Origin of the sequence: Nonomuraea sp. NPDC049158 (assembly GCF_040648335.1) — a bacterium.
Classification (GTDB): domain Bacteria; phylum Actinomycetota; class Actinomycetes; order Streptosporangiales; family Streptosporangiaceae; genus Nonomuraea.
The window spans coordinates 422,020-447,387 of sequence record NZ_JBEZDM010000004.1 but is presented as its reverse complement, the minus strand read 5'-3'; the positions used below and the strand labels follow the sequence as shown (position 1 = coordinate 447,387).

At 68.9% G+C, this 25,368-nt stretch carries 22 protein-coding genes; 13 read left to right on the top strand and 9 right to left on the bottom strand.

Features of this window, described 5'->3' with window-relative positions; genetic code table 11:
• Positions 1 to 90 precede the first annotated feature (90 nt).
• On the bottom strand, positions 91 to 1,476 hold the full coding sequence (locus AB0B61_RS12435; RefSeq protein ID WP_358431284.1) for a cellulose binding domain-containing protein: 1,386 nt from the start codon (positions 1,474 to 1,476) through the stop codon (positions 91 to 93).
• Between the two features lie 259 nt (positions 1,477 to 1,735).
• Here AB0B61_RS12435 and AB0B61_RS12430 point away from each other — a divergent pair, with 259 nt between their 5' ends.
• Both AB0B61_RS12430 and AB0B61_RS12425 read left to right on the top strand, forming a co-directional pair.
• The gene (locus AB0B61_RS12430) at positions 1,736 to 2,797 is read left to right on the top strand and encodes a lytic polysaccharide monooxygenase (protein ID WP_358431283.1); all 1,062 of its coding nucleotides are present in this window, start codon (positions 1,736 to 1,738) and stop codon (positions 2,795 to 2,797) included.
• Positions 2,798 to 2,818: 21 nt separating this feature from the next.
• Positions 2,819 to 3,343 carry a hypothetical protein gene (locus AB0B61_RS12425; RefSeq protein ID WP_358431282.1) on the top strand — a complete coding sequence of 175 codons (525 nt, stop codon included), beginning with the start codon at positions 2,819 to 2,821 and terminating at the stop codon, positions 3,341 to 3,343.
• A 263-nt stretch (positions 3,344 to 3,606) separates the two neighbouring features.
• Here the strand turns inward: AB0B61_RS12425 and AB0B61_RS12420 are convergent, their stop codons facing one another.
• Positions 3,607 to 5,202 (bottom strand): cellulase family glycosylhydrolase, encoded by a 1,596-nt coding sequence (locus AB0B61_RS12420; RefSeq protein ID WP_358431281.1) that lies wholly within the window; start codon positions 5,200 to 5,202, stop codon positions 3,607 to 3,609.
• A gap of 75 nt (positions 5,203 to 5,277) precedes the next feature.
• Positions 5,278 to 8,193 carry a glycoside hydrolase family 48 protein gene (locus AB0B61_RS12415; protein WP_358431389.1) on the bottom strand — a complete coding sequence of 972 codons (2,916 nt, stop codon included), beginning with the start codon at positions 8,191 to 8,193 and terminating at the stop codon, positions 5,278 to 5,280.
• 285 nt (positions 8,194 to 8,478) lie between these two features.
• Between AB0B61_RS12415 and AB0B61_RS12410 the strand changes: the two genes are divergently transcribed.
• Positions 8,479 to 10,827: a glycoside hydrolase family 6 protein gene (locus AB0B61_RS12410; protein WP_358431279.1), complete on the top strand. Its 2,349-nt coding sequence runs from the start codon at positions 8,479 to 8,481 to the stop codon at positions 10,825 to 10,827.
• A 158-nt stretch (positions 10,828 to 10,985) separates the two neighbouring features.
• Here the strand turns inward: AB0B61_RS12410 and AB0B61_RS12405 are convergent, their stop codons facing one another.
• Entirely contained in the window at positions 10,986 to 11,627 is a 642-nt protein-coding gene (locus AB0B61_RS12405; protein WP_358431388.1) for a PRC-barrel domain-containing protein, read from the bottom strand.
• Between the two features lie 305 nt (positions 11,628 to 11,932).
• On the opposite strand from AB0B61_RS12405, the gene AB0B61_RS12400 reads away from it, so the two are divergent.
• Positions 11,933 to 12,337, top strand: coding sequence for an STAS domain-containing protein (locus AB0B61_RS12400; RefSeq protein ID WP_358431277.1), 405 nt, complete (start codon positions 11,933 to 11,935; stop codon positions 12,335 to 12,337).
• A 4-nt stretch (positions 12,338 to 12,341) separates the two neighbouring features.
• On the opposite strand, the gene AB0B61_RS12395 is transcribed toward AB0B61_RS12400, so the two are convergent.
• Both AB0B61_RS12395 and AB0B61_RS12390 read right to left on the bottom strand, forming a co-directional pair.
• The gene (locus tag AB0B61_RS12395; protein WP_358431274.1) at positions 12,342 to 13,166 is read right to left on the bottom strand and encodes a hypothetical protein; all 825 of its coding nucleotides are present in this window, start codon (positions 13,164 to 13,166) and stop codon (positions 12,342 to 12,344) included.
• A 144-nt stretch (positions 13,167 to 13,310) separates the two neighbouring features.
• On the bottom strand, positions 13,311 to 13,793 hold the full coding sequence (locus tag AB0B61_RS12390) for an ATP-binding protein (protein ID WP_358431271.1): 483 nt from the start codon (positions 13,791 to 13,793) through the stop codon (positions 13,311 to 13,313).
• 341 nt (positions 13,794 to 14,134) lie between these two features.
• Here AB0B61_RS12390 and AB0B61_RS12385 point away from each other — a divergent pair, with 341 nt between their 5' ends.
• The 5 genes from AB0B61_RS12385 to AB0B61_RS12365 are packed head-to-tail and all read left to right on the top strand — an operon-like array spanning position 14,135 to position 21,184.
• Complete coding sequence (locus tag AB0B61_RS12385) at positions 14,135 to 15,184, top strand: polyprenyl synthetase family protein (protein WP_358431268.1); 1,050 nt, start codon at positions 14,135 to 14,137, stop codon at positions 15,182 to 15,184.
• Between the two features lie 11 nt (positions 15,185 to 15,195).
• The gene (locus tag AB0B61_RS12380) at positions 15,196 to 16,137 is read left to right on the top strand and encodes a 4-hydroxy-3-methylbut-2-enyl diphosphate reductase (RefSeq protein ID WP_358431265.1); all 942 of its coding nucleotides are present in this window, start codon (positions 15,196 to 15,198) and stop codon (positions 16,135 to 16,137) included.
• A 28-nt stretch (positions 16,138 to 16,165) separates the two neighbouring features.
• Positions 16,166 to 17,572: a family 2B encapsulin nanocompartment shell protein gene (locus tag AB0B61_RS12375; RefSeq protein ID WP_358431263.1), complete on the top strand. Its 1,407-nt coding sequence runs from the start codon at positions 16,166 to 16,168 to the stop codon at positions 17,570 to 17,572.
• 43 nt (positions 17,573 to 17,615) lie between these two features.
• On the top strand, positions 17,616 to 18,998 hold the full coding sequence (locus AB0B61_RS12370; RefSeq protein ID WP_358431261.1) for a family 2B encapsulin nanocompartment shell protein: 1,383 nt from the start codon (positions 17,616 to 17,618) through the stop codon (positions 18,996 to 18,998).
• On the top strand, positions 18,998 to 21,184 hold the full coding sequence (locus AB0B61_RS12365; RefSeq protein WP_358431258.1) for a terpene synthase family protein: 2,187 nt from the start codon (positions 18,998 to 19,000) through the stop codon (positions 21,182 to 21,184). Before AB0B61_RS12370 ends, AB0B61_RS12365 begins: the two co-directional genes overlap by 1 nt.
• Positions 21,185 to 21,192: 8 nt before the next feature.
• Here the strand turns inward: AB0B61_RS12365 and AB0B61_RS12360 are convergent, their stop codons facing one another.
• Positions 21,193 to 21,528 carry an STAS domain-containing protein gene (locus AB0B61_RS12360; RefSeq protein ID WP_358431255.1) on the bottom strand — a complete coding sequence of 112 codons (336 nt, stop codon included), beginning with the start codon at positions 21,526 to 21,528 and terminating at the stop codon, positions 21,193 to 21,195.
• A gap of 565 nt (positions 21,529 to 22,093) precedes the next feature.
• On the opposite strand from AB0B61_RS12360, the gene AB0B61_RS12355 reads away from it, so the two are divergent.
• A complete protein-coding gene (locus tag AB0B61_RS12355; protein WP_358431252.1) occupies positions 22,094 to 22,954 on the top strand; it encodes an NlpC/P60 family protein in 861 nt (286 codons plus the stop codon).
• A gap of 219 nt (positions 22,955 to 23,173) precedes the next feature.
• On the opposite strand, the gene AB0B61_RS12350 is transcribed toward AB0B61_RS12355, so the two are convergent.
• Positions 23,174 to 23,299: a hypothetical protein gene (locus AB0B61_RS12350; RefSeq protein ID WP_358431250.1), complete on the bottom strand. Its 126-nt coding sequence runs from the start codon at positions 23,297 to 23,299 to the stop codon at positions 23,174 to 23,176.
• Positions 23,300 to 23,812: 513 nt separating this feature from the next.
• On the opposite strand from AB0B61_RS12350, the gene AB0B61_RS12345 reads away from it, so the two are divergent.
• The 3 genes from AB0B61_RS12345 to AB0B61_RS12335 are packed head-to-tail and all read left to right on the top strand — an operon-like array spanning position 23,813 to position 24,809.
• Positions 23,813 to 24,334 (top strand): hypothetical protein, encoded by a 522-nt coding sequence (locus tag AB0B61_RS12345; RefSeq protein WP_358431247.1) that lies wholly within the window; start codon positions 23,813 to 23,815, stop codon positions 24,332 to 24,334.
• Positions 24,335 to 24,378: 44 nt separating this feature from the next.
• On the top strand, positions 24,379 to 24,576 hold the full coding sequence (locus AB0B61_RS12340; RefSeq protein ID WP_358431245.1) for a hypothetical protein: 198 nt from the start codon (positions 24,379 to 24,381) through the stop codon (positions 24,574 to 24,576).
• Entirely contained in the window at positions 24,552 to 24,809 is a 258-nt protein-coding gene (locus AB0B61_RS12335; protein WP_358431244.1) for a hypothetical protein, read from the top strand. Before AB0B61_RS12340 ends, AB0B61_RS12335 begins: the two co-directional genes overlap by 25 nt.
• Positions 24,810 to 24,897: 88 nt before the next feature.
• Here AB0B61_RS12335 and AB0B61_RS12330 read toward each other — a convergent pair whose 3' ends face one another.
• Positions 24,898 to 25,350, bottom strand: a complete 453-nt coding sequence (locus AB0B61_RS12330; protein ID WP_358431242.1) for a MarR family transcriptional regulator — start codon at positions 25,348 to 25,350, stop codon at positions 24,898 to 24,900.
• Positions 25,351 to 25,368 lie beyond the last annotated feature (18 nt).

Genomic DNA, 25,368 nt, shown 5'->3' with positions numbered 1-25,368 from the left:
GAGGGGTACGGCCGGACCGCACCCCTCACACGCGGCCGCGCGCCTCACACGCGGCCGCGGCCCTTACGCGCGGTCAGCCGCGATGCGCGGTCAGCCGCAGCCGTACCCCGACGGCGTCTGGGTGTTCCCGTTGGGCCGGCTCGCCTGGAAGCCGAAGGTGGTGCTCCCGCCGGGCGCCAGGGTGCCGTTGTGCGACAGGTTCCTGGCCGTCACGGTCTGCCCGCTGACCGTGAGGGTCGCGTTCCAGGAGCCCGTGACGGTGTGACCGGCGGGCAGCGTGAAGGTGACCGTCCAGCCGTTCTTGGCGGCGGTGCCGGTGTTGGTCACGGTCACGGGCTGCACGACGTAGCCGTTGCTCCAGGCGTTCTGTACGGTCGCGACCGCAGAGCAGCCGCCGCCCCCGCCGCCGGTCGAGGTGGTCACGCTGACCGTGTTCGACACCGGTGACTGGTTGTTCGCGCCGTCCCGGGCCCGGACCTGGTAGCGGTAGGTGGTGGCGGCGCTCAGGCCGCTGTCGGCGTAGGAGGTGGTGGTGCTCGTGCCGATCTGGGCGAAGGCGCCGGCGCCTGTCGCCCGCAGGATGTCGTACCCGGCCAGCCCGCTGCCGCCTGAGTCGGTGGCGGCGGTCCACGACAGGTTCGTGCCGCTGGACGTGGTGCCCGAGGCCGTCAGGCCGGACGGCGTGGTCGGCGGCGTCGTGTCGGTGCCGCCTCCCGAGGTGGTGTACGAGAAGGCGTTGACGGCCAGCCCCGTCCCGCCGACCCAGGGCTCGAACCCGGCCTGCACGCTGGTGAGGTACCACGACCGCTGGGCGTACCCGCGGCTGATCGCGTCGGAGAGGAAGGTGTCGATGGTGAAGTCCAGCGAGGACGTGGCCGAGGTGCGGACGTAGGAGATCACGTTCCAGCCGGTGTTGCCGAACCAGACCTGCCAGGTGCCGCCCGCCAGGCTCACCGTGCCGACGGGCGAGCCGACCGGCTGGATGGAGCCCTGCTTGTTGAGCCAGACCATGATCTCGGCCCCGGTGTTCTGCCCGTCGGTGCGCGGGGTCGGATCGAACCAGATGTCATAGGCCGCGTCCCAGACACCCGCGCTCGGGTAGCTCATCCTGACGCTGGTGCGCAGGTTGCCGAAGCCGCTCGCGTCGGCCCGCATGGGCAGGCCGCTCCCGGTCGTACAGAGGGTGTAGTGGCAGCCCGCGAAGACCGACGGGTAGGAGGCGGGTGCGCCGTTGGTCGGCTTGTTGTGCGCCGCCTGGGTGATCGTGAAGCCGGCGGCGGCCTGGTCGACGTCGATGCACTGCGCCGTGTCGGCTCCCCAGATGTTGTTCTGGACGATGTACTTGTTGCCCTGGATGCTGGTGGAATCTATCTTCCCGCAGATCACCGGGGCGGCCTGGGCCGGAACGGCGAACAGTCCCGCGGCGAGGATCGAGCCGATCGCCGCGATGATCAGGTTGATGTGCACGCGCCTCATGGCATGTTGCTCCCGCTTCTCTGACAAGGAGGTTTGGGAGCGCTCCCACAATGCAGCATCACGGCCGACGTGGTCCCCCGGCAAGCGCCCGCCCGTGCCACCGGCCGCGGCGAGGCGAGCGACCAGGCAAACCCTGACCGGGACGGGGTGAAAGTTTCACGCCGCGTTGTCGGCCGGGTCGGCGCGTGGTTCAATCCGTCTAGCTGCCGGGCGGGCAGGTCGTGGGCGGGATCTCTGTCGCACGAACAAGGGAATCCCCATGAGATTCATCCGGTCGGTGGCCTTCGCCGCCGCGCTGGTGGCGACATTGCTCGCCTCCGCCCTGGTGGCTCCCCAGGCGCAGGCGCATGGCGTCACGATGTTCCCCGGTGCCCGTACCTACCTGTGCTGGAAGGACGGTCTGCGGGACAACGGGCAGATCATCCCCTACAACCCGGCCTGCGCGGCGGCCGTCGCGCAGAGCGGCGCCACGCCGCTGTACAACTGGTTCGCCGTGCTGCGTTCCGACGCCGGGGGCCGTACCAGCGGCTTCATCCCCGACGGGCAGCTCTGCAGCGGCGGCACCGGCGGCCCGTACGACTTCACCGCCTACAACGCCGTCCGCTCCGACTGGCCGCAGACCCACCTGACCTCGGGCGCGAGCATCCAGATGTGGCACAGCAACTGGGCCCAGCACCCCGGCACGTTCGTCTACTACATCACCAAGAACGGCTGGAACCCGAACGCCCCGCTCAAGTGGTCCGACCTCGAGTCGTTCGGCAGCGTCACGAACCCGCCGGCCACCGGTGGGCCCGGCGCGCTCAACTACTACTACTGGAACGTCCAGCTCCCGTCCGGCAAGAGCGGCCGGCACATGATCTACGTCGACTGGATCCGCTCTGACAGCGCCGAGAACTTCTTCAGCTGCTCCGACGTCGTCTTCGACGGCGGCCACGGCGAGGTCACCGGCGTCGGACCCAACGGCGGCAGCACGCCCGACCCCACTGTCACCCCGACTCCTCCGCCGCCCGGCGCCTGCTCCGCCACCTGGCACGCGACCGACAACCCCGGCTGGCCCGGACACTTCCAGGCCGACGTGACGGTCAAGAACAACGGCACCACCGCGCTCAACGGCTGGACGGTCAAGTGGACCTTCAGCGGCGGGCAGGGCTTCGACGGATCGCCATGGAACGGCGTGCTGAGCGCTCAGCCGCCCAACGTCACGGTCAAGAACGCCACCTACAACGGGCAGCTCGCACCGAACGCGACCACCTCGTTCGGGTTCAACGCCACGGGCACCGCCCCCAGCCCCGCACCCACGCTGACCTGCACCAGCCCGTAGGTCATGCGCATTCTTGACGAGATGAGGACCAGAAGGGCCGCGGCGATCGCCGTCGCGGCCCTGATCCCCGTCGCCGGTGCGGCGCTGTTCGCGGGCCTGCACCAGGCGGGGCGATCGGACCTGCGCGACCAGCTCGCCGCCCAGGTCACGGACATCCTTGAGAAATCCACCCCGGCCGAGCACCACGACCACGGGCACGAGTTCGGCGAGCAGGCCGGCCGGGTCGTGTGCGCGGTCGACCCGTTCGGTTTCGACCCGCCGACCGCGACCACGGTGGCCCAGGTGAAGTGGGTCTATGCCCGCCACATGTGCGCCATCACCGGTCCGGGCGCCGGGTGGGCCGTCTCGGTGCGCGCCTCGGGCCCGCTCGCCGTCCGGCTCGGCGATCCCCCTCTGGTACGGGTGCCCACGCCGGGCGCCGGTTACCCCGAGCGGGTCCGGCAGCTGATACCCCAGCGGTATCAGGAGGAGGCGTTCGGCGAGTTCGCCGACGAGGACGCGATCGAGGCGGCCCGCCAGAGGTTCGCCCTGGTGACGGCCCGATGACTTGGTGGCGTCCCACCCGCCGCCTGGCATGCGGACGCGGCCGGCAGGAGGGGGAGGTCTCGCGGCCGGCCGCGTCCACGCCATCCGGGCGGGATGGTGACATGGAACGGTTGCACCAGTGACGGTTGTCGGCACCACCTCCTCATCGACCAGCCGACTAGACCGGTCAGGCTCATCGACCGGCCGGATCGACCGATCCGGCCGGTTCGCGGCGTTTGACCGGCCGGTGTGGGCGCGGCTCGCCACACCGGCCGGCCCGGGGTTCAGTTCGCGCAGGTGTAGCCGGACGGCACGGTGGTCTGGCCGTTCGGCCGGCCGGCCTGGAAACCGAAGGCCGTGCTCGCGTTCGGCCCGAGCGCGCCGTTGTAGCTCAGATTCCTGGCCGTCACCGTCTGCCCGCTCACCGTCACCGCGGCGTTCCAGGAGCCGGTCAGCACGTGCCCGGCGGGCAGCGTGAACGTCACCGTCCAGCTGGTCTTGGCCGCGCCGCTGGTGTTGGTCACGGTCACGGGCTGCACCACGTACCCGCCGCTCCACTGGCTCTGTACGGTCGCGACGGCCGTGCAGCCCCCGCCAGCACCACCGCTGAGGGTGGTGAAGGTGACCTGGCCCGACTGCCCCGAGACGTTGCCCGCCGCGTCCCTGGCCTTCACGTAGACCTGGTAGGCGGTCGCGGGGGTCAGCCCGCTCAGCGTGATCGAGTTGGTCGCCGACTGGCCGAGCAGCGTGCTCGGCGCCCGGTAGACGTCATACCCGGTCACGCGCACGTTGTCGGTGGAGGCGGGCCAGCTCAGCGTGGCGCCCGTCGAGGTGACGCCGGAGGCGACCGGAGTTCCGGGAACGCTGGGCGGGGTCGGGTCGGGGGTGCCGCCGCCGTACACCGACGCCTCGCGCGCGGTGGCGGCGATGCCGTTGGCGCCGTTGAAGAGCCGCTGGCCCCATGAGGTGAGCTGGCTGACGTCGAAGTTGGTGACCTGGTCGAGGTACTCGACGCCGCCGCCGTTGCCGCTCCACGACCAGCCCAGGTAGCCGAGGCCCCGGCTCACGGACTGGGCCATGATCGTGTCCTCGTCCGGGTCACCGTCGGAGTGGTTGAAGCCGAACTCACCGATCACCAGCGGCAGCCCGGCGGTCCTGAACGCGTCCAGGTAGGTGGTGATCTCGGCGGCCGTGTCGTACACGCCGTACATGTGCACCGAGAAGATCGTGTTCTTGGCGGGGTCGGCGTCGAAGACGGTCCGCGCGGTGGTGCGCATGACGTTCTGCCAGTCCTGGCCCCAGTTGGGCGCGTCCACCATGAGCGCGTGCTCGAAGCCGTTGGCGCGCAGCTTCTTGACCGCGTTGGCGGTGGCGGTGGTCCAGTCAGGGGTGACGGCGTTGTTGCCGACCGGCTCGTTGCCGATGTTGACGATGACGTAGTTCTCCTGGCCGGCCAGGGCGCTCTTGACGCTGATCCAGTAGTCGGCCGCCTGGTCGAGGGTGTAGGCGCCGCTCTGCTCGCCGTAGCCGGTGGTGTCGTGGTTCTCCAGGACGCAGATCAGCCGGTTGGCCTTGCAGCGGGCGACGACGTCTGCCACGTCGGAGACGCTGTTGGCGGTCCAGCGGCCGCCGCTGAGCACCACCCGGACGGTGTTCGCGCCCAGCGACTTGATGTCGGCGAACGCCTTGGTCTGGGTGGGGTACCAGGTGTGCGCGTGGCTGGTGCCGCGCATGACGAACTCCTGGCCGTTCGCTTCGAGGATCTTCGTCCCGCTCACATGAATGCCGGTGGCGGCGTGCGCGGGCGACGTTCGGGAAAAAGCTGAGAGGAAGACCAGCGGGAGCAACAGCGCGGCGAGCGCCGCGAGTCGGGTTCTCATGGGCGGCCTTTCGATGGAGACCCGCCCCGCCGACGTGGCAGGACGCGGCGGGGCGGGGCGATCATGAAGGACGGATCACGGGAAGAGCCGCCCGTACTCGGCCAGGGCGACGGCTACGTCCACCTGCGCCCAGAACCGGTGATAGGTGAAGACCGGCGCCGGGCCCGTGCCCTTGAGGAAGGCGTCGACCCTCGCGTAGTCGGGGTCGTTCTTGTAGAAGGACCTGATCGACAGGAACGTCGAGCTGGAGTTGATCGGGTCGCCGTTCGGCATGGTGCCGCTCCAGCCCGGCGGGACGTAGACCGGGTCGCCGACGCGCTTGTAGTCCGTCTTGGTCTCCGGCACCGACACGCCCTTGGCGTCGCGGTACTTCCAGACGCCGTCGAGCAGCGCCTTGGCCGTGGTCCTGGCCGCCGTGTGGTTGGCCTTGGCGGCGTAGTACATCAGGGCCTTGGCGTAGGCGCCGGTGACGCCGACGTCCTGCGTGTAGTCCACGATCGACACATGCAGGCCCGGGTTGGCGGCGGGCATGCCGCTCGCGGAGCTGAAGTCGCTCGCGGGCTGGCCGGTCCAGTGCAGCGTGGACGGGATCTGGTAGCTGCCGTCCGCGTTGACCGTGGTGTTGGCCAGCGCCCAGGTGACCCACTTGTCGAGCAGCGTCTTGGCACTGGCGTTGCCGGTGGCGTAGTAGTACTCGGCCACTCGCTCCATCGTCCACGCCTGGAAGCCGAACCACTGGTTGGACGGCGGGTCGTGGTAGACGGGCTGCCAGTCATAGGTCATGCCGAAGAACTTGGGCAGACCGGCCGGCGGCGTCCCGTAGTGGCCTTCCCAGCTGTTGGTCGCGCCACCGGCGATGGCGCCTTCGGCCGACTGCAGCCAGGTGTAGAACTGCAGCTGCCGGGTCAGGCTGGTGCTCCAGTCGGTGGCGGCGGTCGAGCTCTTGGGCTTGAGCTCGGCGACGTTCGACAGGGCCCAGGCGGCCAGCGGGTTCTGGTAGCCGGAGTGGTTGTGGCTGGAGCCGATCCGCCAGGCCCATCCGGCGTTCGCGTCGGTCGCGCCGCCCCAGGCGTAATACCAGGACAGCAGGTAGTTCGAGGCGTCCTTGCCGGTGCCCGCCGCGCAGGACGGGCTGGTGCAGCCGGGCTTCTTGAAGTACTTGTCGTACATCGCGTAGCGCAGGTAGTCGCCCATCTTCGCGGCCTTGCCCACCGACGCCGAGATCTGCGACTCCTTGCCCTGCGCCTTGGCCCAGGTCTGCGCCCAGTACGCCGCCTGTACGGCTCGCGCGTCGGCGTCGGGGGCGTTGGTGTACTTCCACTGCTTGGCGTACGAGCTGTCCTTGACGAACAGGTCGAGATAGCCGTTGGGCCCACCGTGCTTGAACTGGTCGCAGGACGGCTGCGGGATCGTCTCGAAGACCGACTCCTCGGGGCCGCGCTGGTAGGTGTTGATGTAGGCGGGCTTGGTGGTGCCGTCGCCGCAGCGGCCGAAGCCGTAGGTGTTGTCGACGTCCAGCAGCCAGTGCATGCCGTAGATGTCGCTGGTGCCGTACGCGCTCTTCAGTTCGTTGGCGATCGGGTCGCTGCCCACGCTCACGCTGGTGTCCAGCGGTGACGGGTAGTTGTTGATCGAGGTGGACTCGGGGATGTACGTGGCCGGCTTCGACGGGGTGTAGAAGGAGTTGGTCGGCTGGTCGGCCGTGGCCGGGATGATGTACTTCTCCATCGTCGCCCAGGCGGTGTTGAACTTGGCCCAGTCACCGGTGATCTGCCCGTAGACCGCCTCCAGCCACAGGTAATAGCTGAACGCCTCCGACGTGGTCTCGTGCCCCTGGTCGGGCGCCTCGACCATGAAGGTCTCCAGCGAGTGGTACGGCACGCCCTCGGGCGAGAAGTAGCCGTTGGCCGGGTCGTGCAGCTCGTTGTAGAGCTCGGTGAACCGCCTGACGTACTCGTTGTCGCCACCCGGCAGGTCGTCGTCGGCCTCGGTGGCGGTGACCGCGATCGGGCTGTAGCCACTGGCGCTCACCGTGAAGGTGGCCGATCCGGCGGTCGTGTCGGTGTCGTCGGCGGCGGCCAGGGTGACGTTCTGCGCGGTGTTCCAGTTGGCGGTGGTGAAGGTCAGGCTGGCGCCCGAGCTCACCGTGAGGTCGGTGTCACCGCTGGTCCGCGCGGTGGCGACGGTCACGTTGCCGGTGGGCGCCCGCGACAGCCGGACGCCGAACGTCGCGGTGCCCTTCTCCGGCACGGCCAGGCTCGTCGGGCTCACCACGAGCGCCGGCGTGTTGTCGGCCGTCACGGTGATCCCGACGGGCGAGGAGGTGGTGGTGGCGCCGAGGTTGTCGGTGGCCCTGGCGGTGATCGAGTAGCTGCCCGCCGGCACGTTCGGCCAGCTGTAGGCGTACGGGGCGGCGGTGTCGCTGTTCAGCAGCGTGGCGCCCTGGTAGAAGTCGACCTTGGCGATCGTGCCGTCGGAGTCCGCCGCGGTCGCGGCGATCGGCACCGTGGCGGGCGCCGCGAACGTCTGTCCGGCGCTCGGCGAGGTCAGCGCCACGGTCGGCGGCTTGTTGACGCCGGCGCCCCCGCAGGTGACGCCGTTGACGGTGAAGGCGGTGGGCTTCGGATTGCTGCCGACGAAGGTGCCGTTGAAGCCGATGTTGGCGGAGGCGCCGGTCGCCAGGTTGCCGTTCCAGTCGAGGCTCTTGGCGGTGACGGCCTGGTTGTTCTGCGCCCAGGTGGCGCTCCAGCCCTGGCTGAGCTTCTGCGTGGTCGTGGGGAAGCTGAAGCCGAGCGTCCAGCCGTTGATCGGGTCGCCGGTGTTCTTGATGGTGACGCTGGCGGTGAAGCCGGGGCTCCAGTCATTGGTGGTGTACGTCACCTCGCAGGCGACGGCCGCGCTGGCGGGCGTGGCCGTCAGCGCGGTGGTCGCCCCGGCTATGAGGACAAGCGCAAAAGCCGGTGCGAGCCGCCTTCTCAGGCGCGCGAGCATTGTGTACGACACGAGGTCTCCATGGGAGTAGGGGGTGGGAGCGCTCCCAAAATGGATTGTGGGTGGCCGTATGGAGATGTCAACGGAATGCCGTCCCGGTGACCCGCATATTTCCTCTCACCTGGCTGCGTGGCATGAAAGTTTCATGGACGTTCCGCGACATTCGGCGAGCATGCCGGGTCGGCGGCTCAGCCGCTCTTCACCGCACCCTGTACACACCCGTGAGCACGGCTCAGTATGGGAGCGCTCCCACACGTCAGCTCTAGCTCCTGGAGATGATTGCTCGTGAAACTCCACCGCGGCCTGCGCAGATGGGCCGTGACCGCGACCGCCGCCTGCCTGGCGACCTTAGGGCTCGTCGCCGGCCAGACCACGGCCGCACAGGCCGCGGTCGCCTGTGACGTCGCCTACACGCCCAACACGTGGACGACGAGTCCGGGGCAGGGCGGCTTCACCGCGAACATCACACTCAAGAACCTCGGTGACCCCCTCACCGCATGGACGCTGGCCTTCGACTTCCCCACCGCCGGGCAGAAGTACACCCCGAGCGGCTGGGGCGCCAACTGGAGCCAGACCGGGACCCGCGTCACCGGGCAGAGCCTGTCGTACAACGGCAACCTGGCCACCGGCGCCTCGACCAACATCGGCTTCAACGGCTCGTGGAGCGGCAGCAACCCGAACCCCACCTCCTTCTCCGTCAACAACGTGACCTGTGGCGGCGGCAATCCGACGACGCCCTCGGTCGTCACCTCCGCGAGCTCGGTGTCCGTCAACGAGGGCGGCACGGCGACCTTCACCGCCAAGCTGTCGGCCGCGCCCACCGCCAACGTGACCGTCGCCACCACCCGGACCAGCGGCGACACGGACCTGACGGTCAGCTCCGGCGGCTCGCTCACCTTCACCCCGAGCAACTGGAACACCGCCCAGAGCGTGACTCTCGCGGCGGCCCAGGACTCCGACACCACCAACGGCACGGCGGCCTTCAGCGTCGGCGGAACCGGCGTCACCGCCGCCACCGTCAACGCCACCGAGGTCGACGACGACACCACGCAGACGCAGTCACTGGTCGTGACCCCGACCGCGGTGACCGTACCGGAAGGCGGCAGCGCCACCTACACGGTCAAGCCGGCCATCCAGCCGTCGGCGAACCTGACCGTCACCTCCACGGCCGGCAGCGGCGACGCCGACCTCACCGTGACCTCGGGCGGCTCGCTCACCTTCACCTCCGCCAACTGGAACACCGCACAGACCGTGACCGTGGGCGCGGCCCAGGACTCCGACAGCACCAATGGCACGCGTACCTTCACCGTCGCCTCCAGCGGTCTGACCAGCCGGACGGTCACCGCCACCGAGGCCGATGACGACGGGACGCCGCCCCCCGGGCACGTCGACAACCCGTACGCGGGCGCCACCGGCTACGTCAACCCCAACTGGAAGGCCAAGGCCGCGGCCGAGCCGGGCGGTGCCGCGGTGGCCAACACCTCCACCGCCGTGTGGCTGGACCGCATCGCCGCCATCGCCGGCAGCTCGTCGGTCATGGGCCTGCGGGCGCATCTGGACGCGGCCGTCACGCAGGACGCCGCCAACGGCTCCGCGCCGCTGACCGTCCAGTTCGTCATCTACGACCTGCCCAACCGCGACTGCTCGGCGCTGGCCTCCAACGGCGAACTGCTCGTCGCGGAGAACGGGCTCAACCGCTACAAGACCGAGTACATCGACCCGATCGCCGCCATCATGAGCGACTCGAAGTACGCGAACCTGCGCATCGTCACGATCATCGAGCCCGACTCGCTGCCCAACCTGATCACCAACCTGAACTTCCCCAAGTGCGCCGAGGCCAACTCCACCGGCGCCTACGTCCAGGGCGTCCAGTACGCACTGAACAAGCTGCACGCGATGTCCAACGTCTACACCTACATCGACGCCGCCCACCACGCGTGGCTCGGCTGGGACTCGAACTTCAACCCGTCGGTCAACCTCTTCTACTCCACCGCCGCCGGTGCCGCCGCCGGAGTGGACAGCGTGGACGGATTCATCGTCAACACCGCGAACACCTCCGCGACCAAGGAGCTGTACTTCACCATCAACTCCACGGTGAACGGCACCTCGGTCCGGCAGTCCAAGTGGGTCGACTGGAATTGGTACGTGGACGAGACGTCCTTCGCCCAGGCCCTGCGCACCGCGCTGATCGGCAAGGGCTTCAAGCCGGGGCTCGGCATGCTGATCGACACCTCGCGCAACGGCTGGGGCGGCAGCGCCCGGCCGAGCGGCCCGAGCACCTCGACGGACCTCAACACCTTCGTCGACCAGTCACGCATCGACCGGCGCATCCACGCCGGCAACTGGTGCAACCAGAGCGGCGCGGGCCTTGGCGCGCGGCCGACCGCCAACCCCGACTCCGGGCTGGACGCCTATGTGTGGGTCAAGCCGCCCGGCGAGTCGGACGGCGCCAGCACGGACATCCCGAACGACGAGGGCAAGAAGTTCGACCGGATGTGCGACCCCACCTACACCGGCAACGACCTCAACGGCCACAACCTGACGGGCGCGCTGCCCAACGCGCCGCTGTCCGGCCAGTGGTTCTCCGCCCAGTTCCGCCAACTGCTCCAGAACGCCTACCCGCCCGTCTCCTGACGAGCGCCTACCCGTCCGTCTCCTGACGGCCGCTCGTCCGCCGGTCACCTGACGTACGCCTGCCCGTCCGTCGCCCGGCGGCCATGACGAAGGCCCAGGCCGATTCTTCGGCCTGGGCCTTCGCTCAACCACCCGCTTTCGCCCTCGTCACCCTCATGTCAGGGGGGCGGGGCGTCCTCGTCGTGCTCGTTCATGTAGTCGCCGCTGTCGAGCGGCATGCGCTCCGGCTCGCGCCGCTCCGCCTCGAACCGCTCACCGCGGCCCTGGCCGGCGCCCTCTGGCCGCTTCTTCCCGCGCAGGCTGCGCAGGTAGTCGACGGGACTCGCCGCCGTCTCCTCCCCTTCGAGCGGCACGGACTCCTGGACGACCTCGACCTCCACATACTTGTAGATGTGTACGCGGGCCGTCCCGTTCGTGTCGTCGCCCTCGTCGTGCGTCTCGTGGCCGCCGGGCCTCGTGCCGGGCTCGGCCGTACGCTGCGACGGCACGCCCGTGGGCCGGATGCCGTAGTGCCGGTAGAGCCTGGCCTCCTCCTCCAGTGAGAGGCGGCCGTCGATGTCGATGTTGGGCGCGTCCTTGATGGTGTCCTTGTCGAAGGGAACGCGGATCTCCTCACCCGACCGGCGGGCGTTCATCAACGGGACGAATGTCTGCCTCACCCCGAAAAGCCCCGTACGCACGGTCACCCACTCGGGCTCGCCCGTGCTGTCGCTGAGATAGACCTGCCCCACCTTTCCGATCTCCTCGCCGTCCGCGCCAATGACACGGCTGCCGAGCAGGCTGCGGATCTCTGTTTGCATGGCCACGGCGATCCCCCCGAGTCTCGTCCGTCGCCCGGTGGGCACGCCAACCGGGCTCAATGTGAACGAATACCCCCAAACCCCACAAAACCACACCTTCTACGCGAGGTTTGGGTCCGCCTTGGGTAGTGCTTTGGACGGATAAATAGCTAAACAAGGGGCAAATTACTGTTCGGAGAAAGAGGGGAGTTCGGTCGTCAGTAAGGCGATATCCCGCGACGAAACGACTATCGTGCAGGCATGGCGAGCTATCCCCCTATGCGGCCGCGTCTGCTCGCTGCCATGCGTGGCCGATGGACCGCCCCATGTCCTGGCTGACCTACGCCTGCCAGCACCTGCCCGGCGCGACGGTGATCGCCGTCGGCGGCGAACTGGACGCCACGAACGAGAGCAGGCTCGACGCCTTCATCCGGGAGTGCCGCCAGCGGCCCGGCGACCACCTCGTGTTCGACCTCGCGGAAGTGCACTTCATGGACAGTGCGGGGCTCCGGCTGCTGCTCGGCACCTACACCTTCTCCCGGCAGCACGGTGGCAGCGTCCGCCTGGCCGCGCTGCAGCCCATGCCGGCCCGGATCGTCGAGGTCACCCGGATAGGCGAGCACCTGCCGGTCCACACCACCCTCCAGGACGCACTCACCGCCGCGCTGTCCCCGCCGGAGCCTCCCCACCGCCGTCCCCTCACGGGCAACGGCGGATCCGGGGCGGCCTGACGGGTCAGCTCTTCTTGGGCTTGGCCTCCTCGTCCTTGACCAGGCTCCCGCAGGTGTAGCCCGGCTCCCGCTCGGGATCGAGGCGGATGTCCCCCAGGTTCGTCGACTCGGCCGGTCGCCGGAACGTGGTCATGTAGTCACAGTCGTAGAAGACGTACGTGCCGTCGCTCTCGCCGAGCAGCATGAGGTCGCGCCCGTCGTAGAGCGGCTTGTCGTCGCCGTCCTTCACCACCACCCACTGGTCCTGGAACCCCACCATGTTCAGCAGGTCATTGGCCTGCCCGGTGTTACGCACGTCCCCGGCACCCATGACGAGGCCGACGAGGAGCAGCATGCCCAGCCCGATGCCGGTGAGGGCGCCTACGAGCACCTTCATCCCGGCCCGCCCGACCGGCTTGCGGCGCAGCAGCCGGAACGGCACCACGAACGCCAGGATCCCGAGCACCAGGGCGCCCAGCACGTGCAACGGCGAGATCTCCAGCGTGAACAGGTAGGAGGTACTGAGATAGGTCACCCCGCACCAGGCGGCGGCGATGACCGCCGCGATCCACGGCCGCCGCCTGACGGCCTGGACGAGCCGGTTCACCGCGCCGCGCGTCACCTTGTCGAGCAGCCACCCCACCGCCACCAGGACCCCGATCACGGGCAGCAGGATGAGCAGGAGCATGATCAGCGTGCCCATGAGCCGCCCGAGCAGGACGGACTGATCGATCCCCGCCTGTTCGGGATTGATGTCGAAGACCCAGTACATCTGCTGAATGCCCAGATACAGCATCGCGTAGAGCCCGACGCCCACCGGGACCACCACGGAGCCGATGAGCTCCAGCATCCCCACGACGCTGCCGGACGCTTCCTCCTGCTCCGCCGGAGGGCGAGGAGGGATATCAGTTAGCTCTTGAGAGAGCTGTTGCGTAGTCACAGAGGATGACCATGCTGTGACATGGTTGAATTTTGGTTGATATCGGATAAATAGTTACGTCCGAAACCCGTGGTGCTGCTGCTTGCCGCCGCTCGTGGCCGCCACCCTGATCCGTCTGGTCGGCGCGCGCTGCAGCGCGACGTGGGCCAGGCGCGGCAGCCACATCATGAGCCGGACCGTGGTGCCCGTGGGGCCGGTGTGGAAGCTGGCACCGTCGCACAGGGTGCGGATGAGGTAGATGCCCCGGCCGGTGTAGGCGATGTCGGGCGGCCGCCGGTGCTCGTCGACGTACTCGTCGGGGATGCCGGAGCCCTCGTCGATGGTCTCCGAGCGGAGCATCCGGTCGCCCGTCCACAGCGTGAAGCGCCCGTGCCCGCCGCCGTGCTCCACGGCGTTGATGACGCTCTCGTGCACGGCGAGGATGTAGTCCTCCAGCCGCGCGCCACTCAGCCCGCAGCCCGCCGCCCGCTCCGCCACGGACTGGCGTAGCCCGGTCACTTCATCGAGGGTGAAGGACTGGGCCAGCAGGGTGCGCATGACAAGCTCCTCATATCCGCCGGGGGTATGACCACGTCAACACTCCGGCCTCGCTTCCGGGACCCATGACAACCCTTCGCCCTGCCCGTCGCTCCGGGCATTACACCGTCAACCGGCATTCCCCCAGGAAACAACCCCTGGTCATCCCGTGACGAGCATCGGCGGCGATCTCCCTCCGTGCTGCGTGCGCCTGCGGTTTTCAGGGTCGGTCAACTCGCCCGATGAGTGAGCGGATCGGGCACCTCCCGTCGCTCCGAGAGTCAGCAAAAAGGCACTTTACACTCTCCGTATTGGATGAGTAACTATTGGTGGCGGACGCTTTACAGAAGGAGCCCAGCAGCATGGCGGTCGGCGGATGGCAAGACCCCGTGGGACCTCGCATCGACAAACGGCTCAATGGATTCCTGGACGACTGGCGCGCGCCGGTGTCCGATCCTGACGTGGCCGCGGCGTACGAGCTGCTGACGAGCTTCATCCTCAGCGGCGGCAAGCGGATCCGCCCGCAGCTGTGCTACTGGGGGTGGCGCGGAGCCGGTGGCGACGACTGCGACGAGATCATCAGCGCGGCGGCCGCGCTGGAGCTCTGCCACGCCGGGCTGCTCATCCACGACGACATCATGGACGGCAGCGACATGCGCCGGGGCCGCTCGACGGTCCACCGCAGCCTGGCCGACCTGCACGAGGGGCCGGGCGCCGAGGCGTTCGGCCAGGCGGGCGGGATCCTGCTCGGCGCGCTCAGCCTGGCCTGGTCGGACGCGCTGCTGTCGTCCTGCGGTGTGGAGCCGGCCCGGCTGAACGGCGCCCACCACGTGTTCGACGCCATGCGCACCGAGGTCATCAGCGGCCAATACCTGGACATCCTCGGCCAGCTCCGAGCGGGGGCCACGGTGTCGGCGGCGCTGACGGTGATCCGCTACAAGACCGCCAAATACACCGTCGAGCGCCCCCTGCAGATCGGCGGCGCCCTGGCCGGCGCGGGTCCCGGCCTGCTCGACGCCTACTCGCGCTTCGGCGTGCCGATCGGCGAGGCGTTCCAGCTGCGCGACGACGTGCTCGGCACGTTCGGCTCCTCGGCCGACACCGGCAAGTCGGCACTCGACGACATGCGCGAGGGCAAGAACACCGTCCTGTTCGCGCATGCCCTGAAACGGGCGACGCCCGCGCAGCTCACCTACCTGCGCAACTGGCACGGCAACCAGGAGCTGACGGAGGAGCGGGCGGCGGAGCTGCGCGGGATCCTGCTCGACACCGGCGCGCTGGCCGAGGTCGAGGACATGATCGACGAGCGGGTGCGCGAGGCCGCCAAGGCGCTGGAGGCGGCGCCCATCACTTCCGAGGCACGCGAGGCGCTGACCGTGCTGACCGGCCAGCTCGCGCACCGGGACCGGTAGGAGCGAACATCATGGGACGAGTACTTCTGGCGGCCCCGCGCGGCTATTGCGCTGGTGTGGAACGTGCCATCGACACCGTCGAGGAGACCCTCAGACGCTACGGACCACCCGTTTACGTGCGCAAACAGATCGTGCACAACACCTACGTGGTCGACGACCTCAGCGGCCGGGGCGCGATCTTCGTCGATGAGCTCGACGAGGTCCCGGAGGGCGCTCTGGTCGTCTTCTCGGCGCACGGCGTCTCCCCCGCGATCAAGCACGAGGCCGACCGTCGCGCTCTGCGTACGATCGACGCGACCTGCCCCCTGGTCACCAAGGTGCACAGGGAGGCCGTACGCCTGGCCGAGTCGGGCTACGAGATCGTGCTCATCGGCCACGCGGAGCACGAGGAGGTGGAGGGCACCGTCGGCGAGGCGCCCGACCGCATCCACGTGGTCGACCCGGCCCGGCCCGACGAGCTGACGAACACCGGCTCGGCCAGGATGAGCTGGCTGTCGCAGACCACGCTGGCGGTCGAGGAGACCATGGACGCCGTCGCCCGGCTGCGCGAGCGCTTCCCCCAGCTCATCGACCCGCCGAGCGACGACATCTGTTACGCCAGCCAGAACCGCCAGGAGGCGATCACCAGGATCGCCGCCCAGTGCGAGCTGGTCATCGTCGTCGGCTCCGCCAACTCCTCCAACTCGCGGCGCCTCGTCGAGGTGGCCGTGAACGCCGGCGCGCGGGCGGCCCACCTGGTCGACCGGGCCGGCGAGGCCGACGAGCGCTGGCTCGACGGCGTGCGGACCGTCGGCGTGACTTCGGGCGCCTCGGTCCCAGAAGAGCTGGTCACCCAGTTGCTGGCCTGGCTGGCCGCCCGCGGCTACGCCGACGTGGAGCCGGTGACGCTGACCGAAGAGACCCTGATCTTCTCTCTTCCGCCCGAACTCCGAACCTCTCGAGACCCCGGCTAGCAAACCCTCTAAAGATTGGTGGTGCACGATGACCGAAACGACCGAGTCGACCGAGTCGACCGAGGCCAACGGCCAGCAGCTCAGCCTCAGCACCGATGCCGCCAAGAACCTGGCGACGACCACGAAGACCGCCCCGCAGATGCAGGAGATCACCTCCCGCTGGCTGCTCAAGCTGTTGCCGTGGGTGCAGACCTCCGGTGGCGTCTTCCGGGTCAACCGCCGGCTGACCTACACCCTGGGCGACGGTCGCATCACGTTCACCACCAGTGGCGCGGACGTGCGCGTCATCCCCGCCGAGCTCACCGAGCTGCATCAGCTGCGCGGCTTCAGCGACGCCGAGGTCCTGCAGTCGCTCGCCGACGGGTTCAGCCAGCGCGAGTACGAGGCGGGCGAGGAGATCGTCCGTGAGGGCGCGCCCCTCGACCAGTTGGTCCTGATCGCCCATGGCCGGGTGTCCAAGACCGGCCGCGGCGCCTACGACGACGAGCAGAACCTCGGTGTGCTGGCCGACGGCGACCACTTCGGCGAGGAGGTGCTGGGCGAGCCGGGTCAGTGGGCGTTCACGGCGAAGGCCAAGACCGCCTGCACCGTGCTCACGCTCTCGCGGCCGAACCTGCAGGCGGTCCTCGACCGCTCCCCCGCGCTCCGCGCCCACCTGCGCAGCACGCGGGACGCCGAAGGACGGTCCCAGAACGCCTACGGCGAGGCGGCGATCGAGCTGGCCGCCGGCCACCACGGCGAGCCCGCACTGCCCGGCACGTTCGTCGACTACGAGCTCACCCCGCGCGAGTACGAACTGAGCGTCGCGCAGACCGTCCTACGGGTGCACAGCAGGGTCTCCGACCTGTACAACCAGCCGATGAACCAGCTCGACCAGCAACTCCGGCTGACCGTCGAGGCACTACGCGAACGCCAGGAACACGAGCTGATCAACAGCCGTGAGTTCGGGCTGCTGCACAACGCCGATTTCAGCCAGCGCATCCGCACCCGCGGCGGCGCTCCCACGCCCGACGATCTCGACGACCTGCTGTCCACGGTCTGGAAGGAGCCCGCCTTCTTCCTCGCCCACCCGCAGGCCATCGCGGCCATCGGCAGGGAGTGCAGCAAGCGCGGCATCTACCCGCAGGCCAGCGAGGTCAACGGGCACCGCATCCCGGCCTGGCGCGGGGTGCCGATCTTCCCGTGCAACAAGGTCCCGATCACCGGCGCCCGGACGACCTCCATCCTGCTCATGCGTACCGGGCACGAGAACCAGGGCGTTGTCGGCCTGCACCAGACCGGCATCCCCGACGAATACCAGCCCAGCTTGTCGGTGCGTTTCATGAACATCAATGAGAAAGCCGTCATCTCCTATCTGGTCACTGCCTACTTCTCCGCGGCCGTCCTCGTTCCCGACGCGCTCGGCATCCTCGAAGACGTCGCACTCGGCAGCTGAGAGCGGATCGGTTCACCCGGCCCAATGATTGGCGGTGTTTCGGTTGACGGAATTGGACCAGCGGGACTCAAGGCAGAGCCTGGACACGGAGGCGGCACGCCGGCTCGCCACCACGACCAAGACTGCCCCGCAGATGCGGGAGATCTCTTCACGCTGGCTGCTGCGGGCGCTTCCGTGGGTACAAACCGCAGCCGGCACCTACCGGGTGAACCGCCGGCTCACCTATCAGGTCGGCGGCGGCCGGGTCAGCTTCGCCAGCGCGGGTGCCACGACGCGGGTGATCCCGCCCAGCCTGACCGAGCTGCCGCTGCTGCACAGGTTCGACGGCGACCCGCTGCTCGACACCCTGGCCGGGGAGTTCGAGCAGCGGGAATACGCGCGGGGCGAGACGATCGTGCAGGAGGGCCGCCCGGCCGACGCCCTCCTTCTCCTCGCCCACGGCAAGGCCGACAAGCTGCAGACCGGCCCGTATGGCACCAGCGTCCTGCGGGAGACGCTGGCGGACGGCGATCACACGGGCCACGACCTCCCCGAGCGGGAGGACCGGTGGGCGTACACGCTCAGGGCCGCCACCGCCTGCACGGTGCTGGTTCTACCCTGGGCGGTGATCCGCGCGCTGATGCCCGTCTGGCCGACGTTGCGAGCGCAGATCGCGGCGCATCGGGCCCGGCGGGACCGGCCGCAGAACAAGCACGGCGAGGCGGCGGTCGAGCTGGCCGCCGGCCACCACGGCGAGCCCGTGCTACCCGGCACGTTCGTCGACTACGAACTCAGCCCCCGCGAGTACGAACTGAGCCTCGCCCAGACCGTCCTACGGGTGCACAGCAGAGTCTCCGACCTGTACAACCAGCCGATGAACCAGCTCGACCAGCAACTCCGGCTGAGCATCGAGGCACTACGCGAACGCCAGGAGTACGAACTGGTCACCAACCGGGACTTCGGGCTGCTGCACAACGTCGATGCCCGGCAGCGGATCTCCACGTACGGCGGCCCGCCTACGCCCGACGATCTCGACGAACTGCTCAGCCGCAGGAAGAAGACCCGTTATTACCTGGCCCATCCCCGTGCCATCGCCGCCTTCGGCCGGCAGTGCAACGCGCGCGGCGTCTACCCCGACACCGTCCAGCTCGACGGCAGCAGGCTGACGGCCTGGCGCGGGGTGCCGATCCTGCCCTGCGACAAGATCCCGATCAGCCGGGAGGGCACCACCTCGATCTTCGCGTTCAGGACCGGCGAGGAGGACTCCGGCGTCGTCGGCCTGCACCAGACCGGCATCCCGGATGAGTACCAGCCGGGGCTCAGTGTGCGCCTGGCCGGCATCGACGGGAAGGGGATCATGTCCTACCTGGTCAGCGCCTATTACTCGGCCGCGGTCCTGCTGCCCGACGCGCTGGGCATGCTCGAGAACGTCGAGGTGATGGGCTGATGACGCGTTCCGTGGACGGGGAGGCGGCCCAGCCATTCGAGCTGCCGGACTTCTACCTTCCGTATCCGGCCCGCCTCAACCCCCACGTCGAGGAGGCGCGTACACAGTCCAGGCAGTGGGCGCGCGGCATGGGCATGCTGGAGGGTTCGGGCATCTGGGAGCAGTCCGACCTCGACGCCCACGACTACGCCCTGCTGTGCGGCTACACCCATCCCGACTGTGACGGCGCCGAGCTCTCGCTGATCACCGACTGGTACGTCTGGGTCTTCTTCTTCGACGACCATTTCCTGGAGGCCTTCAAGCGCGGCCACGACCGTGAGGGCGGCAAGCGCTACCTGGACCGGCTGCCCGCCTTCATGCCGATGGACCTGTCGTACGCGATGCCGGAGCCGACCAACCCGGTCGAGGCGGGGCTGGCCGACCTGTGGGCCCGTACGGTCCCCGCCAGGTCGCTCGCCTGGCGGGAGCGCTTCGCCGAGAGCACCCGCAACCTGCTGAACGAGTCGCTCTGGGAGCTGTCCAACATCAACGCGGGCCGGGTGCCCAATCCGATCGAGTACATCGAGATGCGGCGCAAGGTCGGCGGGGCGCCATGGTCGGCCGGGCTGGTCGAGCACGCCGTGGGCGCCGAGGTCCCGGCGCGCGTCGCCGGCTCCCGGCCGATGCGGGTGCTGCGCGACGCCTTCGCCGACGCGGTGCACCTGCGTAACGACCTGTTCTCCTACCAGCGGGAGACCCAGGACGAGGGCGAGCTGAGCAACGGCGTCCTGGTGCTGGAGAAGTTCCTCGGCTGCACCACGCAGGAGGCCGCCGACGCGGTCAACGACCTGCTCACCTCGCGGCTGCAGCAGTTCGAGCACACCGTGTTCACCGAGCTGGGCCCGCTCTTCGTCGAGCAGGGTCTCGACCCGCTCTCCTGCGCGGGCGTGCTGGCCTACGTCAAGGGGCTGCAGGACTGGCAGTCGGGCGGCCACGAATGGCACATGGCCTCCAGCCGGTACATGAACGAGCGCGCGACCCGCAGACCGCTGGGTACGACCTCGATCGTCGACCTGCTCGGCGCGAAGCGGATCCGCAGCTTCACCCACGTCCCGCACACGCCCGTCGGCCCGTCGCGGATCCCCGACCTCTACATGCCGTTCAAGGTCGGCGGCTCGCCCCACCTGGAGGCCGCCCGCCTGAACCTGGTCGCCTGGGCGCGCGCGATGGGGATACTCGAAGCGCAGCCGGGCGTCACCGGCTCGGCCGTCTGGGACGAGGAGAAGCTCGTCGACTACGACCTGGCGCTGTGCGCCTGCGGGATCCATCCCGACGGGACGCCGGCGGAGCTGGATCTGGCCTCGGCCTGGCTGGCGTGGGGGACGTACGGCGACGACTACTTTCCCGTCGTCTTCGGCCGCTCCCGCAACCTGGCCGCCGCCCGCGCCACCGTCGACCGGTTCGGCGCCTTCATGCCGCTCGACGGCTCGGCTCCCCCGGCGCCGGCGACCGCCCTGGAGCGTGGTCTGTCCGATCTCTGGGCCCGTACGGCGGGGCCGATGAGCATGACCGAGCGGCGCAGGTTCCGCGCTGCCATCGATGACATGTGCTTGTCCTGGCTGTGGGAGCTGGACAACCAGCTCCTGAACCGGGTACCCGACCCTGTCGACTACATCGAGATGCGGCGGACGACCTTCGGCTCCGACCTGACCATGAGCCTGTGCCGCCTGGCCCATGGGGAGGAGATCCCGGAGGAGGTCCATCGGGCCGGGTCGATGATCTCGCTGAAGAACGCCGCCGCCGACTACGCCACCCTGCTCAACGACGTCTTCTCGTACCAGAAGGAGATCGAGTTCGAGGGTGAGCTGCACAACGGCGTGCTGGTCGTCCAGAACTTCTTCGACTGCGACTACCCGGCGGCGCTCGACATCGTCTCCGACCTGATGACATCCCGGATGAAGGAGTTCGAGCACGTCTTCGCGCACGAGTTCCCGGTCATGTACGACGACCATCGGCTGGACGAGGAGGCACGCGCGGCCGTGAACGGCTACGTGGCGGAGCTGCGCGACTGGATGGCGGGCATCCTCAGGTGGCATCGCGACTGCCGTCGCTATGACGAGGCGTCACTGCACCGCCACCACCGGCCGCCCGAGTGGCGGCTGGGCGGCCCGACGGGCCTGGGCACCTCGGCGGCGATGATCATCTGACTGTGTTGTCAGTACCATCCCAGCAGATTGAGGATGTGCCGCTGGAACGGCGTGAGGTTACGCAGGCGTATCCAGCGCTCGGCGGGGTCGAGCGTCGGCATGGCCAGCACGCGCAGGCCCGACAGATCGACGAAGGTGAGCTCACCGGTGTCGACGATGATGTGCGTCTCGCCCTCGCGGGCGGCGGCCAGGGTCCGGGCGAGGGCGCAGCTGTTGGTGATGTCGATCTCGCCACGCAGCGCCAGCGCCGGAACCTCGCACCTGGCCCGCTGGGAGATGCGCAGCTGGTCGTCCTCGTACAGCAGGCGCTCCGACGTTTCGGCCGCCTCGCCGTTCACGGTCATCGCACCCCCCAATCAGACCTCACGCATGGGGGTTGTCGTCGACACGAACCCGGTCTCACATTACACGAAGTATGTTTCACCACCTGATATGCACGAAAATATGGACGTATTACAGCGAAGTCATGAACCAGCCGGCGGCCGGATCTTCCACTGCCCCGAGACTCGTACCAGCGACCGCGCGACCGTCTGGATCTCCGGGCGGAAGGTCACGCGGTGCGTGGCGGCCGATCTAGTAGCACCCGGCGACGGTATCGGACCGCCCATCGAGGAAATTAATCAACCCGTTCACGGAGCCGGAGAATTGCCGAGAGAAAGGCATTATCAACGCGCCGCACAAACAACCGTCCGACGAATTTCCACCCCGCTCCGCGACCAACTCTGAAGCAAGCCGTCCATTCAAATCCTGTAGCATCTGATCACCATTCGGACCAGATGTCCCGATCGGTCAGGATTTATCGGCATATCACCCTGTGGACAAACTTCAGCTTATAGCCATATGTAGGCCCCGCCTGGCTAAAGGGCGTTTTATCCCCAAAGGGGATGCGGAACGCTCCCTGGAGTGAACGTGAACCGAGCCCTGCTGCTGACGGTCCTGACGTGCGGCTCACTCACGACGCCGGACCCCGGCACCGCGACGGCCGACATCCGTCAGACGTGCGAGAAGGGCGCCGGGCGCTGCACGCAGGCAGCGGGAACCGACCGCGCGCTGACCGGCGGCGCGGCGGCCGGTGGTGTCGCCGTGCGGGCCGCGCTGGGGATGCTCGGCGTCCCGTATTCGTGGGGCGGCGGCGGGCCCCAGGGCCCCGGCTACGGCATCGGGCACGGCAAGAAGACCAAGGGCTTCGACTGCTCGGGCCTCACGGAGTACGCCTGGGCGAACGCGGGCGTGTCGATCGGCACGACGACGCACGAACAGTGGCGGTCAGGGGCCAGGGTCCCCAAGAAGCAGGTCGCACCAGGGGACCTCGTCTTCTACGACAGCAAACCGCGACGCGAGGGACCAGAGCACGTGGGGCTGGCCGTGAACGGCACGCAGATCGTCGACGCCCCGTTCACCGGGGAGGTCGTCCGCCTCGACCCGCTGAACAAACCGCATTTCATGGGGGTGATCCGTCCCGGGACCGTCCGCTCCGACAGTGCGCGTCCCGACAGCGTGCATCCCAGCAGTGGACGCCCCAGCAGCGCGCAATCCGACAGCGCGCGTTCCACCAGCACACGATCCACCAGCGGCCCTTCCAAGAGCGCGCGTTCCGCTAGGCGCGGGCATTCCAGCGACAGGCGCGGGCGCTCCGCCAGACACGGGCATTCCGCTAGCCGCGGGCATATCAGCGGTAGGCGCGGACATTCCGCCAGAGGCGGGCACTCCGCTAAGGGCGGGCATTCCAGCGGCGGGCGGAAGGGGAGCACCTCGCGGCCCGGGTCGTGATCGCGATCGTGACCCGGGCCGCTCGGCGTTCCGTCTCGGTGCGCATCCGAGCGGATTCCGTGGCCTCGCGAGTATCCACGGAGATGGTTCAGGCGGATCGCACAAGCGTCGATCCGGCGGAAGGTGCGGCCGGCAGCTCTACGGCGTGTGCCCGTGGGGCCCTACGGCATGTGCCCGTGGAGCCGGGAGCGGACCTTCCCGCCTATGCGGCGATGGGTGTCAGTGGTTGTTGTTCAGCAGGTGAAGGTTGACGTGCTGCAGGTTCGCGGTCGTCGGAATGTTGGTGTACTTGGCCGCGTCGCTCACCCCGGTGAGGTCGTCCAGGGTGCTGAGCTGGCTCAGCAAGGACGGGGCGCCGTTGTAGGGGTTCGGGCCGACATCGGCCGAAGCGGCGGAGACGCAGAAACCAAGAGCGGCGCCCGCGATGGTGCACCGGCGAGAATGCGACGGATCATGTTTGTTTCCTCCGTTTGATGGGCGCGGAATTCCCGGCGCCTTAGTCGTTTTGTGCAGGGCTGTGAAGGTGCCGCCAATAGCAATCGCGGCAGCCGATCGATGTCGCAACCCAAAAACGCCTGCTCGCGGTCAAGGAGGCGCCTCGTTTTCTTGGCATTCGACTTTCCGAAGCCACTGGCCGGTGGAGGGCATATGCGCTTGCGGCGTACACGGATAAACGAGTTTCATTTATCCGCGCATCGAGAATGATTGGCTTATCGCGCGAGCCGGTTTAGCAAGGATCACCCCGGACTTGGCACCACTACACCGAACGGGGTAGCGCGGCCACCGCCCGTGGTGGGACGTCAAGGACGAATCCACCGATCAGAATGGCCCGGAGTCCGCGAGTCCGGAGGTCGAACGGTGGTCGGGATAACAAATCGGGTCACACAGCCGCGCGTACGCAAGGGAGTGCTCGTCGTTCACGTCATCGCCTCAGTCGCGTTGCTCGGCGAGGTGTGGGGGCTCGTCGTGCTGAACACCGTGGCGACGGTGACGGACGACCTCGGGCTCGCCCACGCGGCGTACCGGCTGATGCCGAGCCTGGTGTTCGCGGGCGGCATCCCGCTCAGCCTCACCGCGCTGGCCACCGGCATCACGCTCGCCCTGACCAGCCACTGGGGTCTGGCCCGCCACTACTGGGTGCTGGCCAAGCTGGTGCTGCTGGTGTCGGTCATCTGCCTGGGCATGTTCCTGTTCGACCCCGAGGGGATGGCCGCCGCGACCGCGGGCGCGACGCGGCCTGTCGAGGGCCGTCAGTGGGGACAGGTCGCGGTACTGGGCGGCCAGCTGGCCATGCTGCTGACCGCCACCACGCTGTCCGTGCTCAAGCCGCGGGGGCGGGTGCGACAAATCCCGCGCAAAGCCGCGGGGCGGGCGCGATAAGTCCGCGCCCAAGAGCGGCGGGGCGGGTGCGATAGGAAATGGTCATGAATGCTGATCTGCCAGAACTCGTGCGGGTGGCCCATGAGCGGGCGGAAGCGGCCGGGTTCGACTACTCCTGCGACCCGGACGTCGGGCGGCTGCTCGCCGTACTGGCCGCCCAGGTGCCGGAGGGCGGCCGGATCCTGGAGATGGGCACCGGGCTGGGGGCGGGGGTCGGGTGGCTGGTCAGCCCTTCGACCTGACCTTCGCCGACGCGCGTGCGGGCAAGCAGGTGGGACTCGAACGGACGATCGCCGCGCTCAACCCCCGTGGCGTGCTGCTGGTGGACGACATGGTGCCCCTTCCCGGGGTGACCTGGGACGAGGAGTTCGTCCGCAGGCAGGAGGGTGTGCGACAGACCCTGCTGAACCATGACCGGCTGGTCGCGGTCGAGCTGGCGCACGGCTCCGGCGTCATCCTGGCGACGGCCCGCTGAACTCTCCCGGCACGGCTATACGCGCAGCGGCCCTCGGAAGCGACACCGTTCCTTCGGACTGCGGTCCGCTGAACCGTCCCCAGAACGGCTATGCGCGCGGCGGCTCGCTCAGGCGCTCCAGGGCGGCGGACAGGCGCTGGAGTGCCTCCAGGCTTTCGCGCGTCGCCGCAACCCCCAGCTCGGCCACCAGTCGGTCGGCGAGGTCCTGGTGGCCCGGAGCGATCTGGCCGATCGCGGCCCGCCCGTCCGGGGTCAGCCGCAGCAGCTTCGCCCTGCGGTGCGCGGGGTTGGGCCGGTACTCGGCGAGGCCCTTCTCGACCAGCAGGTCGGCGATGCGCTGCACGCCCTGGCGGGTCATGCCCATGGCCCGGGCTATGCCGGCGACGGGCAGCGGGTCGGGCACGATCGCGCCGAGCACCTGCCACCAGGCCGCCGTCAGCCCCGCGGGCTTGGCCAGCTCCTCGGTGACCTCCAGGAACTGGCCGTTGAGCCGGAAGGCGGTCAGCGCGGTCGCCGACAGCAGCTCACTCGCCTCGCTCATGCCGCCATCAGCATCCGG

Excerpts from the sequence above, each read along its gene's own strand:
- AB0B61_RS12340 (WP_358431245.1), top strand. The coding sequence starts at position 24,379 with ATGAATGCTGATCTGCCAGAACTCGTGCGGGTGGCCCATGAGCGGGCG.
- AB0B61_RS12360 (WP_358431255.1), bottom strand. The coding sequence starts at position 21,528 with ATGACCGTGAACGGCGAGGCGGCCGAAACGTCGGAGCGCCTGCTGTAC.
- AB0B61_RS12395 (WP_358431274.1), bottom strand. The coding sequence starts at position 13,166 with ATGCTGGAGCTCATCGGCTCCGTGGTGGTCCCGGTGGGCGTCGGGCTC.
- AB0B61_RS12420 (WP_358431281.1), bottom strand. The coding sequence starts at position 5,202 with ATGAGAACCCGACTCGCGGCGCTCGCCGCGCTGTTGCTCCCGCTGGTC.
- AB0B61_RS12405 (WP_358431388.1), bottom strand. The coding sequence starts at position 11,627 with ATGCAAACAGAGATCCGCAGCCTGCTCGGCAGCCGTGTCATTGGCGCG.
- AB0B61_RS12385 (WP_358431268.1), top strand. The coding sequence starts at position 14,135 with ATGGCGGTCGGCGGATGGCAAGACCCCGTGGGACCTCGCATCGACAAA.
- AB0B61_RS12330 (WP_358431242.1), bottom strand. The coding sequence starts at position 25,350 with ATGAGCGAGGCGAGTGAGCTGCTGTCGGCGACCGCGCTGACCGCCTTC.
- AB0B61_RS12375 (WP_358431263.1), top strand. The coding sequence starts at position 16,166 with ATGACCGAAACGACCGAGTCGACCGAGTCGACCGAGGCCAACGGCCAG.
- AB0B61_RS12415 (WP_358431389.1), bottom strand. The coding sequence starts at position 8,193 with ATGCTCGCGCGCCTGAGAAGGCGGCTCGCACCGGCTTTTGCGCTTGTC.
- AB0B61_RS12390 (WP_358431271.1), bottom strand. The coding sequence starts at position 13,793 with ATGCGCACCCTGCTGGCCCAGTCCTTCACCCTCGATGAAGTGACCGGG.
- AB0B61_RS12425 (WP_358431282.1), top strand. The coding sequence starts at position 2,819 with ATGAGGACCAGAAGGGCCGCGGCGATCGCCGTCGCGGCCCTGATCCCC.
- AB0B61_RS12430 (WP_358431283.1), top strand. The coding sequence starts at position 1,736 with ATGAGATTCATCCGGTCGGTGGCCTTCGCCGCCGCGCTGGTGGCGACA.
- AB0B61_RS12365 (WP_358431258.1), top strand. The coding sequence starts at position 18,998 with ATGACGCGTTCCGTGGACGGGGAGGCGGCCCAGCCATTCGAGCTGCCG.
- AB0B61_RS12400 (WP_358431277.1), top strand. The coding sequence starts at position 11,933 with ATGTCCTGGCTGACCTACGCCTGCCAGCACCTGCCCGGCGCGACGGTG.
- AB0B61_RS12380 (WP_358431265.1), top strand. The coding sequence starts at position 15,196 with ATGGGACGAGTACTTCTGGCGGCCCCGCGCGGCTATTGCGCTGGTGTG.
- AB0B61_RS12435 (WP_358431284.1), bottom strand. The coding sequence starts at position 1,476 with ATGAGGCGCGTGCACATCAACCTGATCATCGCGGCGATCGGCTCGATC.